Source organism: Mycoplasma crocodyli MP145, from assembly GCF_000025845.1.
Taxonomy (GTDB): domain Bacteria; phylum Bacillota_I; class Bacilli_A; order Mycoplasmatales; family Metamycoplasmataceae; genus Mycoplasmopsis; species Mycoplasmopsis crocodyli.
Map to the genome: position 1 here is coordinate 274,803 of NC_014014.1, position 25,136 is coordinate 299,938.

General features: G+C 24.0%; 7 protein-coding genes. 6 read left to right on the forward strand and 1 reads right to left on the reverse strand.

From position 1 onward, the window contains the following. The first annotated feature begins 9 nt into the window (after positions 1-9). The 3 genes from dnaG to MCRO_RS01380 are packed head-to-tail and all read left to right on the forward strand — an operon-like array spanning position 10 to position 4,256. Entirely contained in the window at positions 10-1,992 is a 1,983-nt protein-coding gene (dnaG, locus tag MCRO_RS03980) for a DNA primase (RefSeq protein WP_013054237.1), read from the forward strand. Positions 1,993-2,006: 14 nt separating this feature from the next. Next, entirely contained in the window at positions 2,007-3,479 is a 1,473-nt protein-coding gene (locus tag MCRO_RS01375) for an RNA polymerase sigma factor (protein ID WP_013054143.1), read from the forward strand. After that, positions 3,480-4,256, forward strand: a complete 777-nt coding sequence (locus MCRO_RS01380; RefSeq protein ID WP_013054271.1) for a Nif3-like dinuclear metal center hexameric protein — start codon at positions 3,480-3,482, stop codon at positions 4,254-4,256. A 30-nt stretch (positions 4,257-4,286) separates the two neighbouring features. On the opposite strand, the gene MCRO_RS01385 is transcribed toward MCRO_RS01380, so the two are convergent. Continuing rightward, a complete protein-coding gene (locus MCRO_RS01385; protein ID WP_013054179.1) occupies positions 4,287-5,156 on the reverse strand; it encodes a MurR/RpiR family transcriptional regulator in 870 nt (289 codons plus the stop codon). Positions 5,157-5,489: 333 nt separating this feature from the next. Here MCRO_RS01385 and MCRO_RS01390 point away from each other — a divergent pair, with 333 nt between their 5' ends. From MCRO_RS01390 to MCRO_RS01400, 3 genes are all read left to right on the forward strand, one after another. Continuing rightward, positions 5,490-15,758: an SGNH/GDSL hydrolase family protein gene (locus tag MCRO_RS01390; RefSeq protein ID WP_013054438.1), complete on the forward strand. Its 10,269-nt coding sequence runs from the start codon at positions 5,490-5,492 to the stop codon at positions 15,756-15,758. 152 nt (positions 15,759-15,910) lie between these two features. After that, positions 15,911-21,181: a rhoptry family protein gene (locus MCRO_RS01395; protein WP_013054349.1), complete on the forward strand. Its 5,271-nt coding sequence runs from the start codon at positions 15,911-15,913 to the stop codon at positions 21,179-21,181. Positions 21,182-21,400: 219 nt separating this feature from the next. Further along, entirely contained in the window at positions 21,401-25,105 is a 3,705-nt protein-coding gene (locus MCRO_RS01400; protein WP_041594019.1) for a hypothetical protein, read from the forward strand. The last annotated feature ends 31 nt before the right edge of the window (positions 25,106-25,136 follow it).

The window sequence follows — 25,136 nt, forward strand, 5'->3', positions numbered from 1 at the left end:
AGGAAAAGAATGAATAATATACCTCAAGAAGTAATAGATGACATTTTACATAGTTCAGATATAGTTGCTGTTATAGGCAACTTTTTGACTTTAACTAAGAAAGGTAAGGACTTTGTCGGTCTTTGCCCGTTTCATTCTGATAACACTCCAAGTATGAACGTTTCAAGTGAAAAACAAATATTTAAGTGCTTTAGTTGTAATGTTGGTGGTAATGCTATTGCTTTTTTGATGAAGTTCAAGAATTTTAAGTATATTGAAGCTATTGAATATTTGGCAAAATTAATTAATTATGATTATGATTTTTCGAATATTCTAAAAGTATCAAACAAACCAATTTATAACCAAACACAAACTTTAATTATTGACACTTTAAAAGCGGCTAACTTAACTTATAAAAATAATATTTTTAATGATGATGAAGTAAAAAAATATCTTGATAAACGTGGGTTAACAACCAATATTTTAGATGTTTTTAATATTGGTTTTGCACCTTACAACGGAATCAAACACACACTTATTAAAGAGTTTGCTTTTAATGAATTTGAGCTTAAAAAAGCAGGGATAATTAATAATGAAAACAATGAAATTTTAAGAAAAAGAATAACTTTTGCTATTAGTAATGAGCAAGGCGATGTAATTGGTTTTTCAGGTAGAAGCATAGGTGATGATAAACCAAAATACATTAATTCTCCTGAGACAAATGTTTTTAAAAAAAATTCTATTTTATATAACTATTTTAATGCGAAAGAATCTATTAACCTAAAAAAACAAATTATAATAACAGAAGGTTTCATGGATACAATTGCTTTATATAAATGTGATGTAAAAAATGTAGTTTCTCTTATGGGTGTAGCTTTAAGTAAACATCATTTACATCTATTGAAAAATAATGAAGTTATATTATTTCTTGATAATGATTCAGCTGGATTAAATGCTACTAAAAGCACTATACTTATGTTGATTAAGGAAAATATAAATGTAAAAGTTGTTATTAATAATCACAAAAAAGATCCAGATGAAATTCTAAATTTTTATGGCTCTAAAACATTAACGGATACTTTAAATAACTTGACTAGTGGGATAGATTTTATTTATGATTTATTAATAAAATCATATGGACTCGATAAAGAAATAACAAGTCAAAAAGCAAAATCATTTTGCACAGAATTTGCAAATTATTACTTTTTACTTGACAATGATTTAAGAGGATTTTTTGCAAACAAAATAAACAAATCTCTTGGCTTTGATATAAACTCAATAAACCATAACAATGAAGTTCATAATAACTTCGATAACAAGATAAATTCATACATTGATGATGTAAAAACCAGTGAAATATTTTTAGGTTCAAATCAATATAATTCAACTAAACAATATAAAAATAAAAATGTGATTTATAATGTACATCCAATGAATATTATTGTTAAGTTTCTTCTCGAAAATCCTAAACTAGTTTCGATCTATTTTAATAACTCAATAAAACCTCTTGGACTTGACTTAAAAAATAAATATCAATTTGCTTTTATTCAGAAAATAAAGAGCATTTATGAGTTAGTTGATAATGAAGAAATTAAACAAAAATTAATTAATAAACTTAAAATCATTTTTTTAAGATCTTTGAGTGTTGAATATACAGTTGATGATTTTGATACAGATTGCAAAAATAGTGCTATAATTGATAATTATAATTTTAATGAATCAGATTATATTCAAGAAAAAAGAGCTTATGATAATATCACAACTATATCAATAGACATCGATGCTATTGAAAATATTGTTAAAGGCTCACAAGATTCAGAAGGTGATAATAAAGTAAAAAACAAAAAAGATTTTTCTAGTGAATTAGAGAAAGATTTAAGATCTAAACTTTCAAAAGTTGAAAAAATGTATAACCAATTTGCTTTAAAGGAGCAACTTGAAAAAAATGAAGATGAACCAATAATTCAAAAAAACCTACTTAAGGCAACATTGGTACAAAACCAGAAAAAATAATTCGGAGAAGATAAATGAATAACAATACAACACCTATATTATCATTAATTAAAAAATTCATGAAAGACAACAAAAAGAAATCGCTTAATCAAGAGGAAGTTTTTGCCTTTCTAGATTCGATTAATGTTTTTGTTGACGAAGATGATGCTGATGAACTTCTTGAAGAGTTAATTTCAAAAAAAATAATAAAAGATGAAGTTGATGCTGGTGATGAAGATAAAGTTACAAACGATGACTTTGATGATATTCCAGATTCAATTAAGAAAAAAATTAAAAACATAAATCTTGATGATGAAGATTTAGATGCACCAACTAACTTAGAAGATGACCTTTTCGATGATGAAGATGATTTAGATCTAATTGATGGCGAAATGGAAGATTTCGATGTTGAAGAGTTAATGAATCCTGATAATTTAAAACTAGAATCTGAGGAATCGGATGAAAAAGAAGATGATACTGATGAAGCGGCTGCAGATGATGAAGAATATCAACTTGATGAAATTGATGATTTAGATCTTCATTCGCTTGACTTACAAAGATTTGCTGATGAAGAAGTATTACTTGAGGATACTCAAATTGCTTCGGGAAAAAGTTTAACAAATAAACTTACTGAAACTAATGATATTGTAAAATGGTACATGAGATGAATTGGTAAATATGGAGAACTATTAAAACCGGACGAAGAAAGAAGATTAGCAAAATTAATGGAAAAAGGTGGTTTCAGAGGTAAAAGAGCTAGAGATAAGCTTATTATGAGAAACCTTCGTTTGGTTATAAATAATGCTAAAAAATACAAAAATAGAGGTCTTACTTTTATTGATTTAATTTCAGAAGGAAATGCTGGTATTTTAAAAGCTGTGCAAAAATATAATGTTGAAAAAGGTTTTAAATTTTCAACATATGCAACATGATGAATAAGACAAGCAATTACAAGAGCCGTTGCTGATCAAGCAAGAACAATTAGAGTTCCAGTTCACATGGTAGAAACAATAAATAAAATTACGAAAATCGAAAGAGAATTACAACAAGAATTAGGACACGAACCAACTGATGCTCAAATTGCAAATCGATTTGGTAATGAATATACAGAGGAAAAAGTTAGATACATTAGAAAAATTAACATTGATCCTATTTCATTAGATAAACAAATTGGTAAAGAAAATGATTCATCATTTAGTGATTTTGTTAAAGATGACAGTGTTATGACCCCTGTTGATTTTGCATCGCAAGAACAACTTAGTGAATTGCTTTTGGAATTAATTAATAAGTCATTAGAAAGAGATGAAAGAGAATTAATTTGCAAACGTTTTGGAGTTGGAGTAGATAGTGAAGGTAACAAATATCGTGTTCATTCACTTGATGAATTAGCTAAAGAACGTGGTGGAGTTTCCAAAGAAAGAGTTAGACAAATAGAAAATAAAATCTTAAGAAAACTAAAAAATTCTTCTAAAAACGGAAGACATTTAAGAGATTTTATTAAGAATTAAATGACTATAAAAACTGTTGTTGATTTTCTATTTTCTAAATATCCATTAAGCACAAAAGAACCATGAGATCCAAGCGGGTTTAGTGTCAAATTTAACCAGTCTAAAAAACTTACTGGTGTAATTTTAGCTATTGATTTAACCCAAAAAGTTTTAGAAGAAGCTATTAAGAATAATTGCAATTTAATTATTACTCACCACCCTTTTAAGTTTGAAAAAACTTGAGATGATGAGGATTTAAAAGCACCTTATAAACGTGATATATTTAACAAATTAAAGCATTATAAAATTAGTGTAATTGCATTTCATACCAATTATGATTATGCACTTGAAGGTACATCATTTCAAATTGCAAAACAACTAAATTTACAAAACTATGTAGTTTTTCAAGAGAATGGCTATGATTGTAAAATTAAATATAACACATCAGTAAATAATATGATAAATTTAATAAAAGATAAATTAAATTTGGAAGCATTTCGAACTAATATTCCTACGGCACAACTTGATACGAAAATTAGTAAGATAGCTATTTTATCTGGTGCAGGTTATATTTCTGAGGTTAATTTATTTTCTAAAAAAGGATATGAATTAATAATTACATCTGATATTAAATGAAGTGATTGGATAGTATACGATCAAATAAAAGCACCTATTCTAGATATTCCTCACCTTGATGAAGAAGTATTTTGTTATGATATATTTCAACAATTGAAAAGTAAATTTAATCTAGAAAATTTAATTATTGTAAAACACAAAACACCATACAAAAATATATAAAAATTGAAGCTTATCATTGCTTCAATTTTTTTAGTTAACTTCGATTTCAGTTCTCTTTTTTGTTTTTTGATAAACCTTTCATTTTTGTCTAGCACTTTGTGCTCTTCTGTAATTGATTGAACATAAAGAAGATAAATTTAAAATTTCCATAAGTATCATATTTGTAAATACATCAGCAAAAATATCATGTCTAGCTGTAACAAATTTATTAAAGAAATAAACTGAACCATATGATAATACAATATCAGCTATTTTCTTAAATTGTTCAGCTGGAGCACTTGTAACAATAATAACTTTAATATCTTTGTTTTTGGCAAAATCGCTAATAAATTTAAATTCAAGTGAATTAGATTTATTAGTATAAACAATAACAACATCCCCTGACTTTGCATTTGCTACTATTGATAAAAGGTTATTAAAATTTGTAACTAAGTTAACTGTTAATCCAACATTTGATAATTCTGCAGACATACCAGTAGCCACCGAACTTTTTGATCCGCTTCCAAAAAGGATTATTCTATTTGAATTTAGGATTAATTTTGCTATTTCAGTAACTTTATCCAAATTATCACTATTTATTGAATCGTTTAATTTTTGTGTGTAATTGTCTAGTATTTTACCGGTTTGATCGGTTAGACTTAAATGTTCATTCTGCTTCGAAATTTTAAATTCTTTCATTCTTCCGTTAAAGTATTTTGAAAAATCTTTATATGTATCAAATGATATTTTTTTAACAAATCTAGAAATAGTAGAAGTTGAAACATCGGCATTTTTTGCCAACTCAACTATTGTATCTGTAAATGTATCACCCTTATATTCATCAAAATATTTTATCAATTGTTTTTCTCCCTGAGTTAGTGGGATTTCTTTTGTTTTAAGTTTGTAATCATAATTCATCATAGATAAAATTATAAGTTTTAAATGATTTTATAAATAAAAATCATTAAAATCGATAAATTAATGCATTTATTCATTTTTTTGGTAAATATGAGAAAATAATAATATGAAAAGGTATATTTTCATTTTATAGCGATTTTTAGAAAATTTATTTAATTTAAAAAATAGTAAATAATACGTATTTTTATATTAAATTATCATTTTTTTCTTTTTTATATGTAAATACTAAATTAGTAATAAATTAGTTATTTTTGCTATTATATACATATAAATACAAACTCATATATTTTAAACATTTATATTAATATGTTTACTTTATAGGATAGGATAGTTATTATGAAAAGAAAAAATCTAGCTTTATCACTTTTATTGTTAGGGACTCTAACCTCATCTGCAATTTTTGTAGCTTCATGCGGTAATTCAAAAGCAATTAAAGGAGACGATCCCAAAGTTGATACAGATGATAAAAACAAAAAAGATTTTGGAAGCCTTGTGTTACCAGAATCTAACACATCGAAAATAGATTATTCAAAAGTTAACAATTCAGAAGTGCCAGGACTTAGTGAAGTTAAAACTATTCCTGATTTTAGAAATACTTCAACAAATTTAATTAGAGCAAATCAAAAAATTAATTATGTTGCACTTGGTGATTCGATAAGCGCTGGTTTTGATGGTTCTTTAGATGCTGACTATCCAGGACATAAATCAAGTGATGGCAAAATAAGTGGTCTTTCCTTTCCCGCTTTTCTAGCTAGAGCTTTAGATCAAGATAATAGAGTTGGACAATTTAATAATTATGCAGTTAGTGGAGCTACTTTAATTGATTGAATAACACTTTTAGATTTTCAAAGTACTGATAGAAAAACAATTAGTCATGACTATTTAGTTAGTGTTTTTGGCAATGATTATTTAAATAAAGCAAAAGAAATAAAAGAAAATGTAAAAAATTCAAACTTAATCACCATTAGTCTTGGTGGTAATGATTTTATTCATGAGTTTATTGCTAGTTTAAGAAAAAACAATATTTTTAATGAATTGATTGATATGCAATCAAAAGATTTTGCTCTAGGTCCTATTATAACTAAAGCAAAAGATATTTTAGACGATACTATAAAAGTTATGTCGTCTAGAATGATTGATTTTTCACTTCAAATTAAACAACTAGCACCAAATGCAAACATTAATTTTGTTTCATATCCTCTTCCGTTCTTAAAACTAAAAAATTTAATTGATTCATCAACTAAATCACTTAGCAAGCAATTGAATTTTTCTCTCAGTGAATTTATTTTAGGTCAAATAAACAACACAATAAAAATAGTTGCTCATAGAACAAATACAAATTTTATTCAAGCTTATAATTCTAAATTTTGAGATGAAAATAAAAATGAACTAGCTTCTGTATTCTTTGATATCCATCCAAATACAAACGGATACAAAAAAATGGCTCTTGATGTTTATCTTAAGATTACAAACAAGTATCTTGATATTAAAGATTTTAAAGCACTTGGCAATTATGATTTCGATTTCGATTTTATTAAAACTGATGCATTAAATGCGCAATATCAAATAGAAGTAGCAGACTATAAAAATACAATCAATAAAGTTTTTGGTTCAAGTTCACAAGCTTATATTAAACATGAAAGCTATGCAGAATCACTAGTTAAATCGATTAGATCAACAAGTAATTATGGAAAGAGAATAGCACACCTTGCCACTACTTATCGTGGAATGGTTGATAATTTTCTTGAATTTGGATTTGAAAGTAAAATTTATTTAGATTTAGATCCAAACCAAGTTCTTAAAAATTTCTTATACAAAGACAATAAAAAACCTCTAAATGATTTTATAGATTGATTTTTAGGAAGTGAATATCTTGATACAGTTCTTCAAAAAGTTCAAAACGATCTTGAAGAAAAATTCTCTAAAAATCCTAAATACGAAATAACTGGTAAAGATATTTCTGCTTCATTCATGAATGCATTAGTAGGTAAAGAATCACTTTTTAAATTACTTAAGACCTTCCTAAATTCTAATTTTATAAATAATTATGGGCAAGATTTTATCAAGACAATTAATATGCTTTTAGCAGGTCCTGCTGGTGATAAAATATACAATTTATTACTTGAAAATACGCCTAAATTAATATTAGAAAATATTCCTAGTTTGAGTATTGATGAATCTTCAATTAAATCAAGTTTTATAAAAATATTACCAAAAACCAACTTATTTGATTTAATAAACAGCGTATTTGAGGCTCTTATTAATGAACGTATTAATTTTGCTAATGCAACAAATTTAGATCAAATAATTACTTTAATTTTTGAAAATCCTAAATCAAATATGGCTATAGACAAGTTTATTAAGTCAATCATCACTAATCCTGAAACTAAAAATTTTGTTTTACCAATAATTAAAAATTTCCTTTCTAAAGATCAATATAAATGAATATTTGAAGGTATTAAGGATCTTGATAAATTACTCAATAATTCATTTGATTTATATTTAGATATTGATAAAAATATTCAAATAAGTTCACAATTTGTATCAAGCTTAATTTCAAATATTACCGAATACGGTCTTGATACTAAAAAATGAAATATTTTTAAACCTATTCTTGCTTCATATACTCAAAAATGAGATTCTAACCTTGAAGATAATATTGTAAATTTAATAAAAGCAATATCAAATTCTAAGTTAGTCCAAGAAAATAAAGATGATTTAAAAATAATTATTAAAAACTTTATAACTTATCTTAAAAAAGAAAATAACATAGAAAAACTTATAGTTAAGTCTCTCAAAGATAATCAACAACTTATAAATTTATTTGGTGGTGAAGAAAGATTTGCTAGAGTACTCAACTTACTTTTAGTAGATACTGATTTTAATACTATTGTTGATGAAATAATTAATAAAGGAATTGAAAGTATTTCTGAATTTAAAGATATTAAATCATTCAAAGACATACTTAAAATTGCATTTAATAAATTAGATTTAGATAAATTACATACATCTACTACTTCTTTAATTTCTAAACTCATTAAAAATCCAGACATTAAAATTGTTTTTAAAAACATCCTTCTTGATTACTTAGCTAAAAATGGTTTTGATACTAACAATCAAGCAAACATTGATTTTATGGATGATTTAACAAACAATATTGATCAATTATTTGTATATTTTGAAATTAATAAAGACGTCGTAGATTTTGCTTTTAACAAACTAAAAGAAATTCAAAAATCAACAGATATAGCTCAAGGACTTAAAGACTTTCCTGGTCAATTAGTTCAAATTATTGATAAAAAAGTTAATCCAGATCCAATTGCTTTTGTTAAAAAAGTACTTGATTATTCAACTTTTAAAAATAAAAAACAAGGTTTTGCAAACCTTTTAAAAGTTGTATATAACATAGCAAAAACAAGCATTAATTTTGAAACCATTTTAACTGCTGAAAGCACATTAAAATGAGTCGATCCTTCTGAAATAAACGTATTATTAAGCGAACTATTTGCTAAGGAAGATTTTACAAAAATAGTTAATGAAACAATTGATTTGTTGATTTTGGATCAAAATTGAGTATCAACATTTAAGTCAACAAATGATTTAATTAATCACATTTTTAAATCAAATGAATTTAAGAATAAAATAAATTCTAACTTAGAAAATATTGTTAAATTTACCTTAGATAAGATTCCAAATAATTTAAATAAAACAATTACAAAAGTGATTAAGAATACATTAAAGTCATTTGACATTGATCTAAATGCAGAATTAACAAATGAACTAACCAACAAAATTTTGATTTCATTAGTTAATGGATTAAAGAAAAATAATCAATATGACTCTATTTATTTATCAATTGTTCAAAGTATTTTGCAAGCAAATAATAGTAATGAATTTAGTTCAAAACTTCAAGAGTTACTATTACCCAAAGTTCAATTAAGTTTAGTTTCGATTCTAAATTCATTAGTTAATAATTTAGATTCGACCAATGAAAGTGCATTAAAATCAGTAATTAATAAAGTTATTACAGGAATTTTGGTAGATAAAAATGTTGAAAAAATAATTGGATTTATTGATCTAAATAAGTTGTTAAGTAAGTATGGAATTACAGATACAACAAATCTTAAAAATGATATTAAAGCATTACTTGTTTCACCTGAATTTAAAACTAAATTAGATGCATTAATTGATACTTTCTTTAAAAATATAGCTAATTTTAAAGGTAAAGAAAATGATAATTTATTCTTACAATCTATATTTAGAAATGATGATTTAAATACAAAATTTAAAGAACTTTCTAAGCATTTAATTGAACAAATTATTGACAAGAATTCAATAAAAACACTAGTTCAAAAATCATTCGATCATGTGTCTAAAAATGAACTTCAATGATTATTTGTTGGTTCTACTATGCCTTCTTCATTAGTGGAAGATATCATTACTTCTATTAAAAAAACAAACTTACATACAACATATGTAGATAGTATTTTTGATACACTAAAAATAATTGATTTTACTAAACAAACACTGAGTTCAATATTTACTAATTCACTTGTGGGAGTGTTAAATAAGGAAAATATAACTGTTCCTTTTATTACATCGATATTAAGATCAAACACTATTAAAACTAATCCACAATTACTGTCTACACTAATTAAAAATGTAATTAACAAACTTAATACAGATAGCACATTTTCATCAAAAGTCTTATCCATTATTCCAGCAACAACAAAAGTGGAAATTAACAAATATGCAAGTGATGAAGAGTTATCAGGCTTAATAAAAGTCATTTTAAGTAATGAAGATTTAAAAGTAATTATTACAAGTACATTAGATAGTATTTCTAAAGATACTGAATCGTTAGAAGCAATAAAAACATATGATTCTTTATTAAATTATTTGTTTAAGAAAATTGACTTTACTGCAAATAAAGATAAAATAAAATCAATATTAAATACACTTGGTTCTAACACAACCATTCAAGGAATTGTTAAAAAAGTTTTAGATAATTTATTAAAAGAAAAATTAAATATCTCAAATCAAAACTCACAAAAATTAACAAAAAGTATATCAACTAAAATAATAGATTTACTTAAGTCACTTAATATTTATGATCAATCAATTGATACTTTAATTACTGAATTAAGTAAAGTATCAACATCAACTTCAACCAATGCCTTAGAAACACTTAAAACATTGCCAAGTGTATTAATTAAAGTGGTAACGGACGAAATAAACAAAGATCCTATTAAGTTTATTCAAACTATATTAAAGAATGAAATTGTTTCTCAAAACAAAGATTCTATAAAAGAAATTTTGGGATCTACTCTTGATTATTTAGCAACTTATAATAAATTAAGTGATCTAACCAATTCTATATCAACAGCTATAGTAAAAGGAAAAAGTGCTGAATATCTTGAAGTTTCAGAAGTATCAATATTATTAACTAACTTACTAAAGAATGAAAAATTCAGGGCTTTTGCCAAAAGTGCAATTAATAGTTTTATAGATAAAACAGACTTAACTACAAAGACTTATTCAAATACGAATGAATTTATTTTAGATATTCTTAAATCAATTGATTTCTCTTCAAATAAAGAGAATTTAAGAGAAATTATAAATGTTGTTTTACAACCGAATCTATTTCCAAAAACAGTTAATAAAACAGTAAATAAAATTTTAGTTGATCAAAAAATATTGCAATCAACTGATACTAAATTAAGTGAAAAATTAACTAATAAAATATTTGAATCAATTAATTCATATATTAATAAAGTTAATCTTTTTGATAGTTTATTTATTGCCCTTACAGAGTCGTTAAAAACTATAACATCACTTGACCAACTAGGTTCTAATTTTGTTAATGAATTAAGCAAAGTAGTCGATTTTAAAGATTATAAATTCTTTAAAGAATTAATGAATTTATCAATTCTTCAAGAAAATAAAGTTGAAGTTAAAACGTTTGTTAATAAATTATTTGAATGATTTAAAACAAATGAACTTGATAAAAATCTAGATAGTTTATTACCTACAACTACAACAATTGGATTAAGTAAAGAGCAATTAAAAACCTTAGTTAAAAAAGTAATAACTAATGAAAATACAAAATCATTAATTGAACATGTAGTTGAAGAATTAGCAACAAATTGAAATTCTAAATATGCTAATGGAAACTCATATGAACGTTTAATTCAATTAATGTTTAAAGAAGTTACATTTGTAAACAAGGTCCAACCTTCTATAAAGTCGTTGGTAACAAGTTTATTAAAAGATACTGATTTTAAATCGGGTGCTTCAGGAATAATAGTTAAATTTTTAGAAACTAAAGAGCTTGAACTAATTTTTAAAGGCATTACTAATAAACAAGATTTTGCAACTAATCTTTTATCAATAGTTGATATTCTAGATAAGCATTTAGATTTAATTGAAGTACTTAGTTCAGGATTAATTGAAAGTGTAGCAAAAAGCGGATTCACCTTATCTATTCCAACAATCATTTCTAAAGTCGGCGAAAAAATAACTGCTAAATTTAGTGGATCAGACAAAGAAACAAAGATATTTGAATTTGTAAAAGATATTCTTAAGTCTGATTTAATTTCAAAAAATGGAAATGAAATAAAAACCGTTATTAATAATGCTATTGAAGCAATTGGTAAAAATGATGAATTCTTAACAAAAATTTATGATGGTTTATCAGATGCGCAAAAAACATCATTAAACAAATTTGCAAGTAAAGAAGATATTGTTTTAGTTCTTAAAACAATTGCAAATAATACTCATTTCAAGGCTCTGATTAGTAAATTAACTGATTTAATTTCAACACATCATGCGGATTTATCTTCAGCAACAGATATTAATGATTTAATTAAGAGATTAATTAAACATATTGATCCAATTTCTTTCAAAACTGAATTAAAAGGTCTTGTAAAAGATTTATTAACAAGCACTGAAATTAAAAAGTCTCTAAAAAATGTTTTAAATAAAACACTAACAACTTATGGAGTTGTTGTAACTGATACAAATGTTATAAAAGTTGTTGATACCATTATTGATAATGCAGAATCATTCATAAATTCTCTAGATATAATAGATTCTTCAATTGATTTAATTTTTGATGATTTATCAAAATTAAGCACAGGTACAAAATTAGTTGATGAAATTGCAAAAATAGGACCAAAATTAAATGAACTATTTAATACCAAAATTACTAATAATTTAGGTGCTATAGTTAAAAAAGCATTAGAGTTACTCAATACACAAGAACACAAAACTGGTTTGACTACAATTGTTACTAGCGTTTATAAAAAAATGTCAAGCGATGGTTCTTTATCTAAGATATTAGAAAATGAAATCAAAAAACTTGATCCTAATTCAATATTATTTAAATATGTTAATGTTGAAGATTTACCGGCTTTAATTGATGTTGTTCTAAAAAACAAAAATATCGAAGCAATGCTAGAACCTACTATTACTAATTTATTAAATAATCAAGAATGAGTAGCAAAGTTAGACACCAAAGATACTTACCAAATAATCTTATCCATAGTTAAATCAGGAAATATATTTGTTTCAAACAAAATTAATGCAATTAAATTAGTTGAAGAATTATTAGCTTCAACTGAATTACATAAATCATTAAGTAAAATTATAAATAGTTTAATTACTAAATACAATTTAAATATTAAATTTACTAATTTAGATGGTCTTATTACATCGTTAGCAAGCGATATTGCAACATTTCTTAGAGATAATGATATATTAGCACCTATTATTGACAAAATGGCTGCAAATACTACAACTGCTAATAAATTAATGGATTTATTTGTTGGAATTGATCAAATTCTTAAAGATAAATTTACAAAAGTACCATTAGAAACATTTAAAAAAGTTTTAAGTATTAAAACAATTGATTCAAATAAAGAAGACCTTAAATTACTATTAAAAGGTTTAGCAATTGAAATTCTTAAAGATACCAAAATTGCAGATGATTTATCAACAGGATTAATTTCAAAAATATTACCTGCAAAATATGCTATTTCAATTGATGAAATTAAATCACTTTTAGCTGCTTTAGCTAAGTCAGAAAATTACAATAAAATAGCATCAGCATTTATAGATACATTAATAGATAATAAGGAAGAATATAAATCAGCCGTTGATTTTAATCAAGTTCTTGTAAAAATATTATCAAATGATTCATTTATTAATAACATTAAAACATTAGTAGCACCATTATTTAATGATTTAATGAGTGATGAAAAATCAAGAATGTTATTTGCAAAGATAATCACTGAAGAGTTAAAAACATTTGAAAATAATTGATTATTAAATGGACTTACTAAACCAAACGACCTTATAAGTGCAATATTGCAATCTTCAAATATTATTAATTCTAAGTTAAATATATCTACTCATTTAATTGATTCTTTAGCAAAAGAAGCAAAGAAAAATTTAACAAAAATTGATTTTAAAATTATTGCTTCTGAAACATTTAATTTATTATCACAAGATTTAAGTACAAATTGAGAAACAAAAATCCTTGAAATATTTAAAGAATTATCAAAATCGCAATTGTTAAGTGTAACCAATAAAGAAGATTTAAAAATATTAATTAAAAATGTTTTTGCACATCTTAATGTAGATAGTAAATTATCGAATTTAGTATATTCATCTATTCCTCAAGATAGCAAAAAATTACTCAATGATTATGTTGATGAAACACAAACAAAATCATTATTAGATAAAATATTCAAGAATGAAAAATTAATTGAAATCGTTAATGATGCAATTGATTATTTAGTAAACGAACCAGATAAAATCGCTAGTGCAAAAACACTTTTAGATGTTATTAAAGTCATAATAACACCAGAAGATAAAACCAAAAAATTAATCACTAATTTAAATTCTATTGTTACAAGTGTTCTTAACGAACCAGAAACAAAAACACTTGTTAAGAATGCTTTATTGAAATTTATTAAGTTTGCTGGTATGGATGAAAACGATGCAGATGTTAAAACATTTACCGAAAAAATTTCTGATGGATTAGGGCAACTATTGTTAAATTTAGGTGTTGTTGATACAATGATAAATAGCCTTGTTTCAACAATTAAAACAGAACCAAATCTAACAACATTAGTTTCAAAATTCCAAAGCATTTTAATTAAATCAATAGAAGTTCAAAATTACAAATTCGTTGCTAAATTATTAAAAGAACCATTGGTTGCTAATAATAAAACTATTATTGAAAAATTCCTATTAAAAGTGATGGATACACTTGTAGCAAATGATGATAAATTAAAGAAAACTGTTTATGAATTAGGCTTTACTTCTCTATTTGCATTTAAAGAAGAATTAGATTCAACTAAGATAGACAGCATGCTTGTATTCATCTTGAAATCAAAACACTTTAAAGAATTAATTAGAAGTTTTATTGAAGAATTTATTGGAAACAATCAAAAGTATTATGATTTAAATACTTGACCAGAAGCTATTAATGTTTTCTTAAATAGTGAAAAATCAGCTAATGTAAAATCACAATTAAAAGCATTCCTAAACGAATCTCTTTCTGATACAAATGGTACTGTTGCACAGGGGTTTGCGGAAATTTTCTATAGTATTTTAAAATCAAGTGGATTTAATGTTCAATCAAGTAATAAAGAATTATTACAAAGAGTGATTACTAAATTATTTAAATCCTTAGCTACAAGACCAGAATTTGATAATGTTATTGATAAAATATATGAAAATATAAAAGCAATCGACTTTAAAAATGCAACAAAAGAGGATGCAACTACGAAGTTAATGTCTGCTATCAGTGATGGAATATTTAGCATTATCAAAAATAACACAGGTCAAATATCGCTATATAATATTTTACAAAAGAAAGACATGATCAATACCTTAATTGAAGGTCTTGGAAAAGATGATTATATCGACTTTGTTAACTTATTATTTGAAACATCTGATTATGACAAAAAAACAGGTGTGTATGGCATGATAGACGACATATTAAAACCTAAAACAAATGCTTCAGGGCCAGGATTTAAATTTGATGTTAATATCTTCAATGTTGTTTCTGATACAAGAAGTTTTATGAAAAACTTTTGAAGACCATTTTATGATGATTTATTTACTGAAATAGCAAAAGACAATAATACTTCTTACCTTAAAAATACCAATAATTATTATAAAGAATACAAGTCATACAAAGCAATGTATAGACTGTCAACTATGATGCTTTGAGCTCTTAAAGAACAAGTTAGCGGAACGCTATTCTGAAATGCTACTGATTTATCAGTTGAGGGAATAATAAATAACTCTATGTATGATGCATATACAGAAATGTATGCTAAACATAGTTCATCATTATCATCTCAATCTAGTTCAGATTTATTGAAAGTTGGAGTTAAATACAGTAAATATAACACAGAATTTATAGTTGGTAACAGAAGTAACTGAACTTCAAATAGCAACTATGATAATAATCAAGTATTAGCATATGTTTATTATTGAAAAACCAATACAACAGATAGACATGATAGATCAAAAACTAAGGAACAAGTTCTTTATGAATCGCTTAAAAAAGGATACTTAGGTTCAAAATAAAAATAATAAGAAAGAGGGGAAACCTTCTTTTTTTATTTTTCATTGTTTTTGCTATTTAAATGAAAATTTATGTTTAAAAATAATATAATTATTAAAAATTAAATAAATAACCAAAAATAAGGGATTTTAAAATTGTATTGAAAGGATGAATTATGAAATTAAAAAAAGGAATGCTTTTAGCAAGTTCTACATTTTTATTATCTAGTGCGTTTGTATTTGCTACATCAGTTTCTGTGCATGAAGAAGCTCGTTATAAAACGCACATCACAGAGTTATCAGAGTATCCATATCAACAAAGATATCTTATTAAAAATTTGATAACAACCAGCTCACAATTTGATGCTAATGTAAATTACATAAATACTCCTTTAATTTTTAAAACAAAAAAAGTTAATTACCCCCATTCTGATACTTCAAACCAATTCAAAAATTTTGTTTCTTGTTTTGATAGTTCAGTACCAAATGGCGAAAAAACACAAAATTTATCAATTAATGAATTGAACTCATTTGAAGTTAACTGTGATAAAAATAAAAAGGTAAAATGATTTGATTTTGTTTATAGATCTCTTGATTCATCAACATTCACATTAGAAGCTTTAGAATTTGATTTTTATATTTATGATAAATCAAATACTTCAACCCCAATATTAATTAGTGATTTTGTAACAAAGATTGAATTGACAAATGATACTGGAATTTCATGAGAAATCCCACGTGCTAATTATAAAATTATTGAAAGTAGTGAAGAAAGTAATAAATATAAGATAATTTTTAATAATAAAAATATTACTAATAATTATAATAAACTTAAAACAATAAAAATTGCTTTAGATATTAGTTCAAATAAAAATTTCGAACAACTTACTCTTATGATAAATAAAGCATATATTTCCGATTATTCTTTTGCTAAGCTAATGATAATTGAAAGTCAAAAATTGTTAAATAATTTATCTTCTTATTTATCAAATCGGATTTATCCTCCATGAATTAAAAATCAAGTAACAACTCTTATTTCTTCGATAACTGATCCATATATTAATCTTTCTCTCGAAAAATATCAACATGCAATTGATGACAAAAAATCACTAATTTATGGAGTTGATGCTAACGAATTGAATCTTGCTGTTAATGAACTAAGAAACACTCAAAAATTTAAGGATATGTTTAAAACTTATAAAGAACTGTTGTTAATAAAAGTTAAAGAACTAGAAGATAAAATAAACAACCCTTTAAATAATGTATCTTCCTTATATAAAGCATCTATTGAACAATTTATTAGCAATCTAAAAATTGAAATAAATTCAAAAAATGATAGCCAAATAATAGGCACTTATTATGATAATACAAATGCTAAAATAGATACTTATTTAGCAAACTATCAATCATATTTTATGGATGGATTAGCTTTAATTCAAAATTATAAAACAAATCATGCTTTAAAATTGGATGATGACAAAAAAACTGAATTTATCAGTTATCTAGATGATAAAACAAATGAAATAAATAACTTTAACGAACAACAAAAAATAGAATTTAGTTTGGCAAAGTTTAATGATGATTTTAAAAATGAACTTGCACTAAAATTCGATTCATACAAATTAGATCAAATAGTAATTGATGAAATTAATAAGATTAAAACTGATGAAAATTTTTATACCAAGGAATCTTTTGATCAAAAAGTCTTAGAATTAAATCAAATTGCAAATTCATTTAGTGTTGAACACATATATAACACCCTGCAAAAAGAAGTTAAACTAAATGAAATTGCATGAATTAAGGAAAGTTTAATTAGTAATTTTACATTTTGTAAAGAAGAACGAGAAAAGGTTATTAATTTTGACATTGTTAATTCACATTATTTTATTCAAAAGTTTAATAGTGGTAAAGCAAGTTTTATTGCTTATTCTTCATTTCTTGATAATCAAGCAAATATAACAAGGCAAAGAACAGAAGAATATATTAACTATATATCCGAATGAAAAAACAATAATTTAATTACAAATAAAAATGAAATGTTAAAAAGTATAGAAACCCTTGTTAATGAAGAAAAATATAAAGATTATATGCTTGAATCTAAGAGATTAGAACTTGAATCAACAATCAATGAGTTTAAAAATAGCTTAATTTTAAAGGATGAAAATCTAATAAAAGCAAATGAATATAATTCATTTGTATCAAATGATTTATCTAACTGAAATAATATTATCAGTCAATTCACAAATAAAAAATGATTGCTTGAAACAATAGAAACTGAATTCAATCTTGATTATTCGTTCTATCATGAAAAAACAGTTGGAATATATAAAAAATATTTAGAAACTTTAAAAAACAACATTCTTAATCAAACAGATTGAACAACTGCTCAAAAAGTTTCTAAGAACCAAGATTTAGAAACTAATAAAACTAAACTAGAAACCAATAAAACATGATTAAATAATTACATTGAGCAAATACAGAATGAATCATATTTAGAATATGAAGAAGAAAGTTCTCAAAATTTTTTAAGTTGATTAACTAATTTTAAAGAAGCCCTACCTGCTAACATCAATAAATTGACAAGAGATAATAAATGTAATGAGATTAACAATAGTAAAAGTGAAATTATTACTAACTTTAAATGATTAAATGATTATATTACTGAATTACTTGATAAAAACTATGATATATATCTAAGTGAAAAAGTTGAATTGTTTAAAGAATATTTAAATAATCTTAAAGCGAACTTATTATCAACACCTAAGATTTTAAGGGTTGAAAAAGAACTTAAGAAATTTAATATTAATGAACAAAAAGAAAAACTTATTACAAATAAAAATTATTTAATCGAATTAATTAATAGCGATATTTTAGCTAATTATGAAAAATATACATTAGAAAGCGAAGAAAAGTTAAAAGCTAACCTTAATAACATTAAGAGAGAATTAATTAAAGATATTAATACATCAGTTAAAAATAATTATATTTCTAGAATTTCATTATACAAAGGAAAAATGGTCTCGAATGTTAATGATTTACTTGAATATATTAATTTACATAAAAATATTCAACCCATTTATTTAAATCCTGAATATGATATATTTGTAAATCTTCTTGATGATACAAAAAGAAAGGTTAATATATCTCCTTTTGTCCTTAGAACAACAGCAGATGAATATAAAAGAACAATAATAACTTCAAAATCAACTCTTAAGACATTTCACCAAGATATAAAGGATAAAATGTATTCTGATAAAAATCATGTTGATAAAAATAGAGATATCTATTTACCACAACCTCTTGCAGAATACATAAGTAGTTTAGAAGACTTAACTTCTTTATTCAACATTAATTATACTCCGGATATCTTTTTTGTTAGTCAATACAACCAAAAGGTTTCTGAGTTAAATGATCTAAAGAAAATTTTGGTATCATACAAACAAGATATTTTATCTCATATTCAAAAAGAAAACCTTATTGATGAAGAATTTTATCCAATTGATTCAATAACTACATATAGACTTGAACTAAGGATTCTTAGTGATGAAATAACACCAAAAAAAGAAACGTTAATTAATGAAGAAAAATATAACAAGTATAAAGAAAATATTAGTGCAAAAAAACATTCTCTTAAAACTTATAATAATCTTTTAGATGAAAAACTAACTAATGTATCTCATATTAATGGTTTAATTTATGATATTGATTCTGTTAACAAATTTGTTGAAGAAATAAAGAAACTAAGAACTGAAATAAAAGTTGGTTTCATAAAAAAAACATTGTATGATCAAAAAGTAGTTGAGATTTCAAAGATTCCTGAATTGCTTGTTACAAATAAAGCAAGTTATGATAAATTAATTAATGAGGCACTTTCAATAAGTTCTAGACTATATGTTCCTACATCATTTAACGCATATCTTATTGCTCTTAGAAATCTTCAAGCTAAATACAATAGTAAAACTGATATAACAACAAATGAATTTAAGGTTATTAAAGAAGAATTAAACGAAAATGTTTATTCAAAACTTATTTCATATAAATCATTACTAATCAAAGACTTAAATCTATATAGTCTTGATCCAAACAAAAATAATTATACAATCGAATCAAGCAAAGAATTGCTTGAAGAAGTATCTAAAATAAATGCTCTTATTTCAAAAGAAGATTATGAAGTATCTTTAACGAATTATGAAGAATTTAAAAACAAATTACTTCTATTTAAAAATAAGTTAGTAACAAATAAATTCGAATTACTTGAAATAATCAAGAAACTTGATGAATTCATCGACAAAGGAAAAAATCTATATAAGCCTGAAAGTGTAGAAAAATTTAGTTCCGCTATTAAAGAAATTAAATCAAAAGTCGTTTTATATGATGAAAAAATATTATATACAAGCATAGCTATTAATTTTAAAGAACAAATTGATAAAGCAAGTGCCTTGCTATTCAATTTTAAGGAGCAATTGCTAAAAGATTTAAATACAAATCTATCAAATGATTATAACTATGCTACGCCAGGTAGTGTATCAATAGTAAATAAAGATTTAAATGATATTAAAGACAATATTATAACTAGATCAGTAATAGAAATTGATGATTATATCGAATTAGATAAAAACATCAAAAAATCATTAAAAAAACTTATTACCTATAAAAGTTTACTTATTAATAAAGTTTCTCTAATAAAAAATAAGTTACTCAATGATATTGCTGATTTTGAAATAAAACCTCTTTGAGATATTGATTTACAACTTTATAGTCAAAAATCAATAGATACCTTAGTAAATAAAATTAATACTCTTCTAAAAGACTATGAAAAAGAAGCATTAATAATTATTGATTCAACTTATAAAAATGAAAGTGTCAAACTTGACCAACTCATAAAAGAACTTTACAGCAATAAAGATGACTTAAACCAAACAATAGATAAAGCAAAAGATATTGATTTGAATCAATATTCCCCAGAGTCATATAGTGAATTCATTTTAAAAATTAATACTATTTCAGACTTGATAAATGCCGATTCAAAAATTACACACAATAAACATAGGTCTTATATTGAACAAATAAACAACATAAACGATCTTTTAATATCATATAAGAAAAAAACATTGACCGATATTGAAACGTTAATATTCGAGGTTGCAAATGATAGAACCAAATATAAAAATAAAGCTTACGAAAAATTCGATAAAAATATTAATGATTTAAAATCAAAGGTTTCAAACAATAATAATGTCCTAAAAAATGATTATTACCAATACAATGATCGAATAAAAACTATCAAGTCTTACTTAAATAACTACTATTTCAATAAGAATCTTACATCGCATGAATTTGCAATGTGAGCTCTTGTTGTTGGTGGAAGTATGGGATTGTTTATGTTTTTAATCTTATTAATCTTCATATTTAAGAGTTTACTATTCAAAACCAAAGATAAATGATAAACCAAAAAAGAACATAAAATAAATATTTAACAACAAACAAACTTTAAAAAAGATGAAAAATGAAACTTAATAATTTGATTATTTTCATTAAATTAGATTAATTTTATGAAAAATTAATAATTTATGTTAATTTTAAAACAAATTTTAATAATTTTATTGCTTAAATGACTTTTTCATCTTGATATTTAAAGTTAAATATAATTTTTTTGAAAGGAAATTATGAATAAAAAAATAATTAAATCTAAAATATTTGCAGGAGGAGCACTGGCAACCTTATCTATGGCCACATTGGCTATAGTTCCTTCTGTAACATATGAATATGAAAAGAATGAAAACAATATAAAATACACTTATTTAATAAATTCAATGAACCATATGAAATTTATCAATAAGAACAATACTCTTAAAATTAAAAGGTATTCTTATCATCTAAACAATGACCCAACACCGGATTTTTCTAAACTTAAGATAACTAATGATATTTTTTTTCCACGTGATGTCTGACGATCATTAGATGAAGTTAATAAAGCCTTTTTCAGATTTGATAATACTGATTATTTAAAAAATGATAAGTATTGTTTGTCCCACACATATGATGAACCGGTTGACATCAGATTTTTTTCTATGATTTTATCAACAAATTCAGTTAGAAAATTAAAGATAAGGTTATATGATAATTCTAATAATTTGCTTGACGAAGTAAATGATTTGTCTTCAAAAGATTTTTCAAACCCTGGAACTGGTTTCTTAAAACTTATTTTACCTTATGGTAAGTATCTAGCTTCTAAAAAAGAATCTAATTATCAAAATTATTTTTCATATGCTGGTAAGTTTATTGGAAATCCTGCATATATAAATCATTTTTATCCAACAAAAATTAAAAATGTAAAAAAAATAGAAATCATATTCAATGAAGTAAATATTCCTAATTGATCATCACGTCTTCAACCCTTATCTAATTCAGTGTATCTTCAACATATTGGTACATATAATGATAATTGTCAAATGAAAAATATAGACTTATTAGATGAATTGTCTAAAAAAGCTGATACTTTTTACACAAAACAGTCGCTTATTGATTATAGAAAAAAAATAGAATTTTTAAAAAATTCAGAAATGGTTAAAATTAATAATTTTTTAAATGATTTTAGTTTTAGTGATATATCTTTCCAAAAACAAAGAGCGGCTTACACGTTTAAAAATTACTTTAGTTGAGAACCAAATGAATTGGTAAATGAGCAAAACCATATAAAATCTGAGTTATCTAACATTCTTGTTTATATTAAAGATGAATTACTAAACTATTTAAATAATCATAGAATTGATAATGAAAATGATTATACAAAAACTTCTTATGATACCTTTATAAGTAAAAAAACAAATCTTACAACCGAAATTAATAATATTAATAATGAAAATTTTAATGAAACGATAAAGAATGAAAAAATAATAGTTTTTGAAAATTACATAAAAGAATTAGTATCTAATAAGAATGATTTTATCAAAAATCAATTACCTATTTTTGAATCTAAAAAGAATGATTTGAATTCTTTTCCTAACTCTGTAAAAGAAGAATGAAACACTTATGTTAATAATCTTAGTTCTAGAGTAAACACTATGTTATCAATGTCAAGAAATCAACATTCAGAGTTAATTACTGAAGCTAACGATTATTTAATTAAACTTAAAAAACAAAACAAATCAAATAAGGATATTTTAATTGCTTTAATTGAGGAAAAAAAGAAAATAACCGATGAAAAACACACCAAAAAATCTGTTGAAGATTATTTAGCAAAATTGGAAACTATCCTTACAGAAATTAATAAAATTTCTATTATTGAACCTGACACTCAATTCAATAGTTTTAACGATCAAATTAAAAATGCTACTAATTTACTAATATCATATAAAGTTGATATAACTAACCTTACTATTTGACCAGATTCTATTATTAAGAATTATTATGACAAAGAAGTAGTGGCTTTGTTTGAAAAGTTGTTAAACGATATTAAAAGCCAATATGATGCTATTGATTTACCTACAAAAGAAAATTATCAAAATGTGAAAAATCAAATAGAAACAGGTAAAAATAATTTATTAGAAAATAGTTATAAAAAAATGCTTGATAAATTAATGTTTGCTTATGATACAAAAAAACCTGTGGGAATTATTAATATACTTGGTTCTAATCCTGAAGATAGCGGAATTAATTCTGAATTATATAATTCTAAAAAGAATGAAATTCAAATAATTAAAAGTAAGTTAGATACATTAGATGTGATTGATGAAGCATTTTATTTAGAAAAGAAAATAATTGTTGATTCATGAATTAAAGATAATGTAAAAATATATAAAGATCAAATAATATCTAATATAGAAGATATTAAAAAATCACCTTTATTTGAATTCATGTACTTCGAGGAAAGAATAAAACTTTTAAATGAAATAAGTGATGAATTTAATTCAAAAGATATTACTGATTTCAAAACAATTAAAAAAGCAAATTATGATGAATTTATTGTCAAAAGTAATGATTGAAAAAATAGGTTATCTAACAAAACAAATCAGCAATATCTATTAGACATTATTAAAAAAATAGAGGAAAATCAATTTGTAGGAAAAAACCAAGATTTGGTAAATACTCTAAAAACAAAAATCAATGAAATTAAAACCACTAAGGTTAATAGTGATAAAATTACCGATACGAAAACACAAGAAATAAAAAATGAAATAGATTTAGTTCTTTCAACTTTATTATCAAATAAAGAAATTTTAACAAAATTACTTGATGAATGAAAAGTTAATGAACAATTTTATACTATTGAAACATGGTTAGATTTTAATACAACATTAGCAGTGATAGAAAATGAAACAAATTCAAACCAAACAATTTCAGAAGATGAATTAGATTTATATAAATCTAGAATTACAAATGCTGCTATATCATTGGTAAAAAATAAAGATAATCTATTAGATTTAATTGATTCTAAGTTGATTATTCCTTCAACATCTTATATACCAAATTCACATGCTGTATTTATTCAAAAAATTAAAGAGTTAAAACTTGCTGTTGTAGGTTCACCTAACATATCAAATACTCAATATAAATCATTTAATGATCAAATTAAAAACTTAGAAAAAAAACTTATCGGTTATAAAGATCAATTAATTTTATTGATTAATGATAAGAAAATAAAGAAGATTACAGTTTTCCCTATTCCCTCTCAAAATGAATATAATAGAGAAGTCACTAAACTATTTGACCAAATAAACACTGAAAAATCAATTAATTTGACAAAATATAATGATTACAAAAAAAAGATAGATGAACTTGACAATTTATTACGTTCATATAGAGATAGATTATTGAATGAACTTGAATTGCTCGAACAAATAAGCGATACTTATTACGAAGATAAATCATATTCTGCTTTTAGCAATGAAATAAAAACTCAAAAAAACCTAATTACTATCATTACCAATATTGGTGAGGATGAATATATTACATATTCAACAAATTTAAATGCTGCAAAACTACTACTTGTTTCCTATAAGTCATTATTAATTAAAGAAATTGAAAAAGCAGAATCTACAAATCCTGATAATTATGTAGCAAGTTCGTTTAAAACTCTTACTGATTATTTAAAGGATAAAAGACAAGTATATAAAAGTGTTGAAAATATTAATCTTGAAGAATTCAATAGAGTCAAAGATGAAATTGATAATTTGATAAACAATCTTCAAACATTTAAATTAGGTCTTGTTAAATATATTAATGATAAAAAAGTTGATGCTGTATTAGTTTATTATAGTAAAACTTCTAAAGATAAATATATAAAAATGCTTGATAACGAATTATTAAGATTAGAATTACCTTCACTTAAAATAGATAAAACAGAATATGATATATATGTTAAAAAATAAATAGAATATTTTTAGATAATCTTGAATCTAA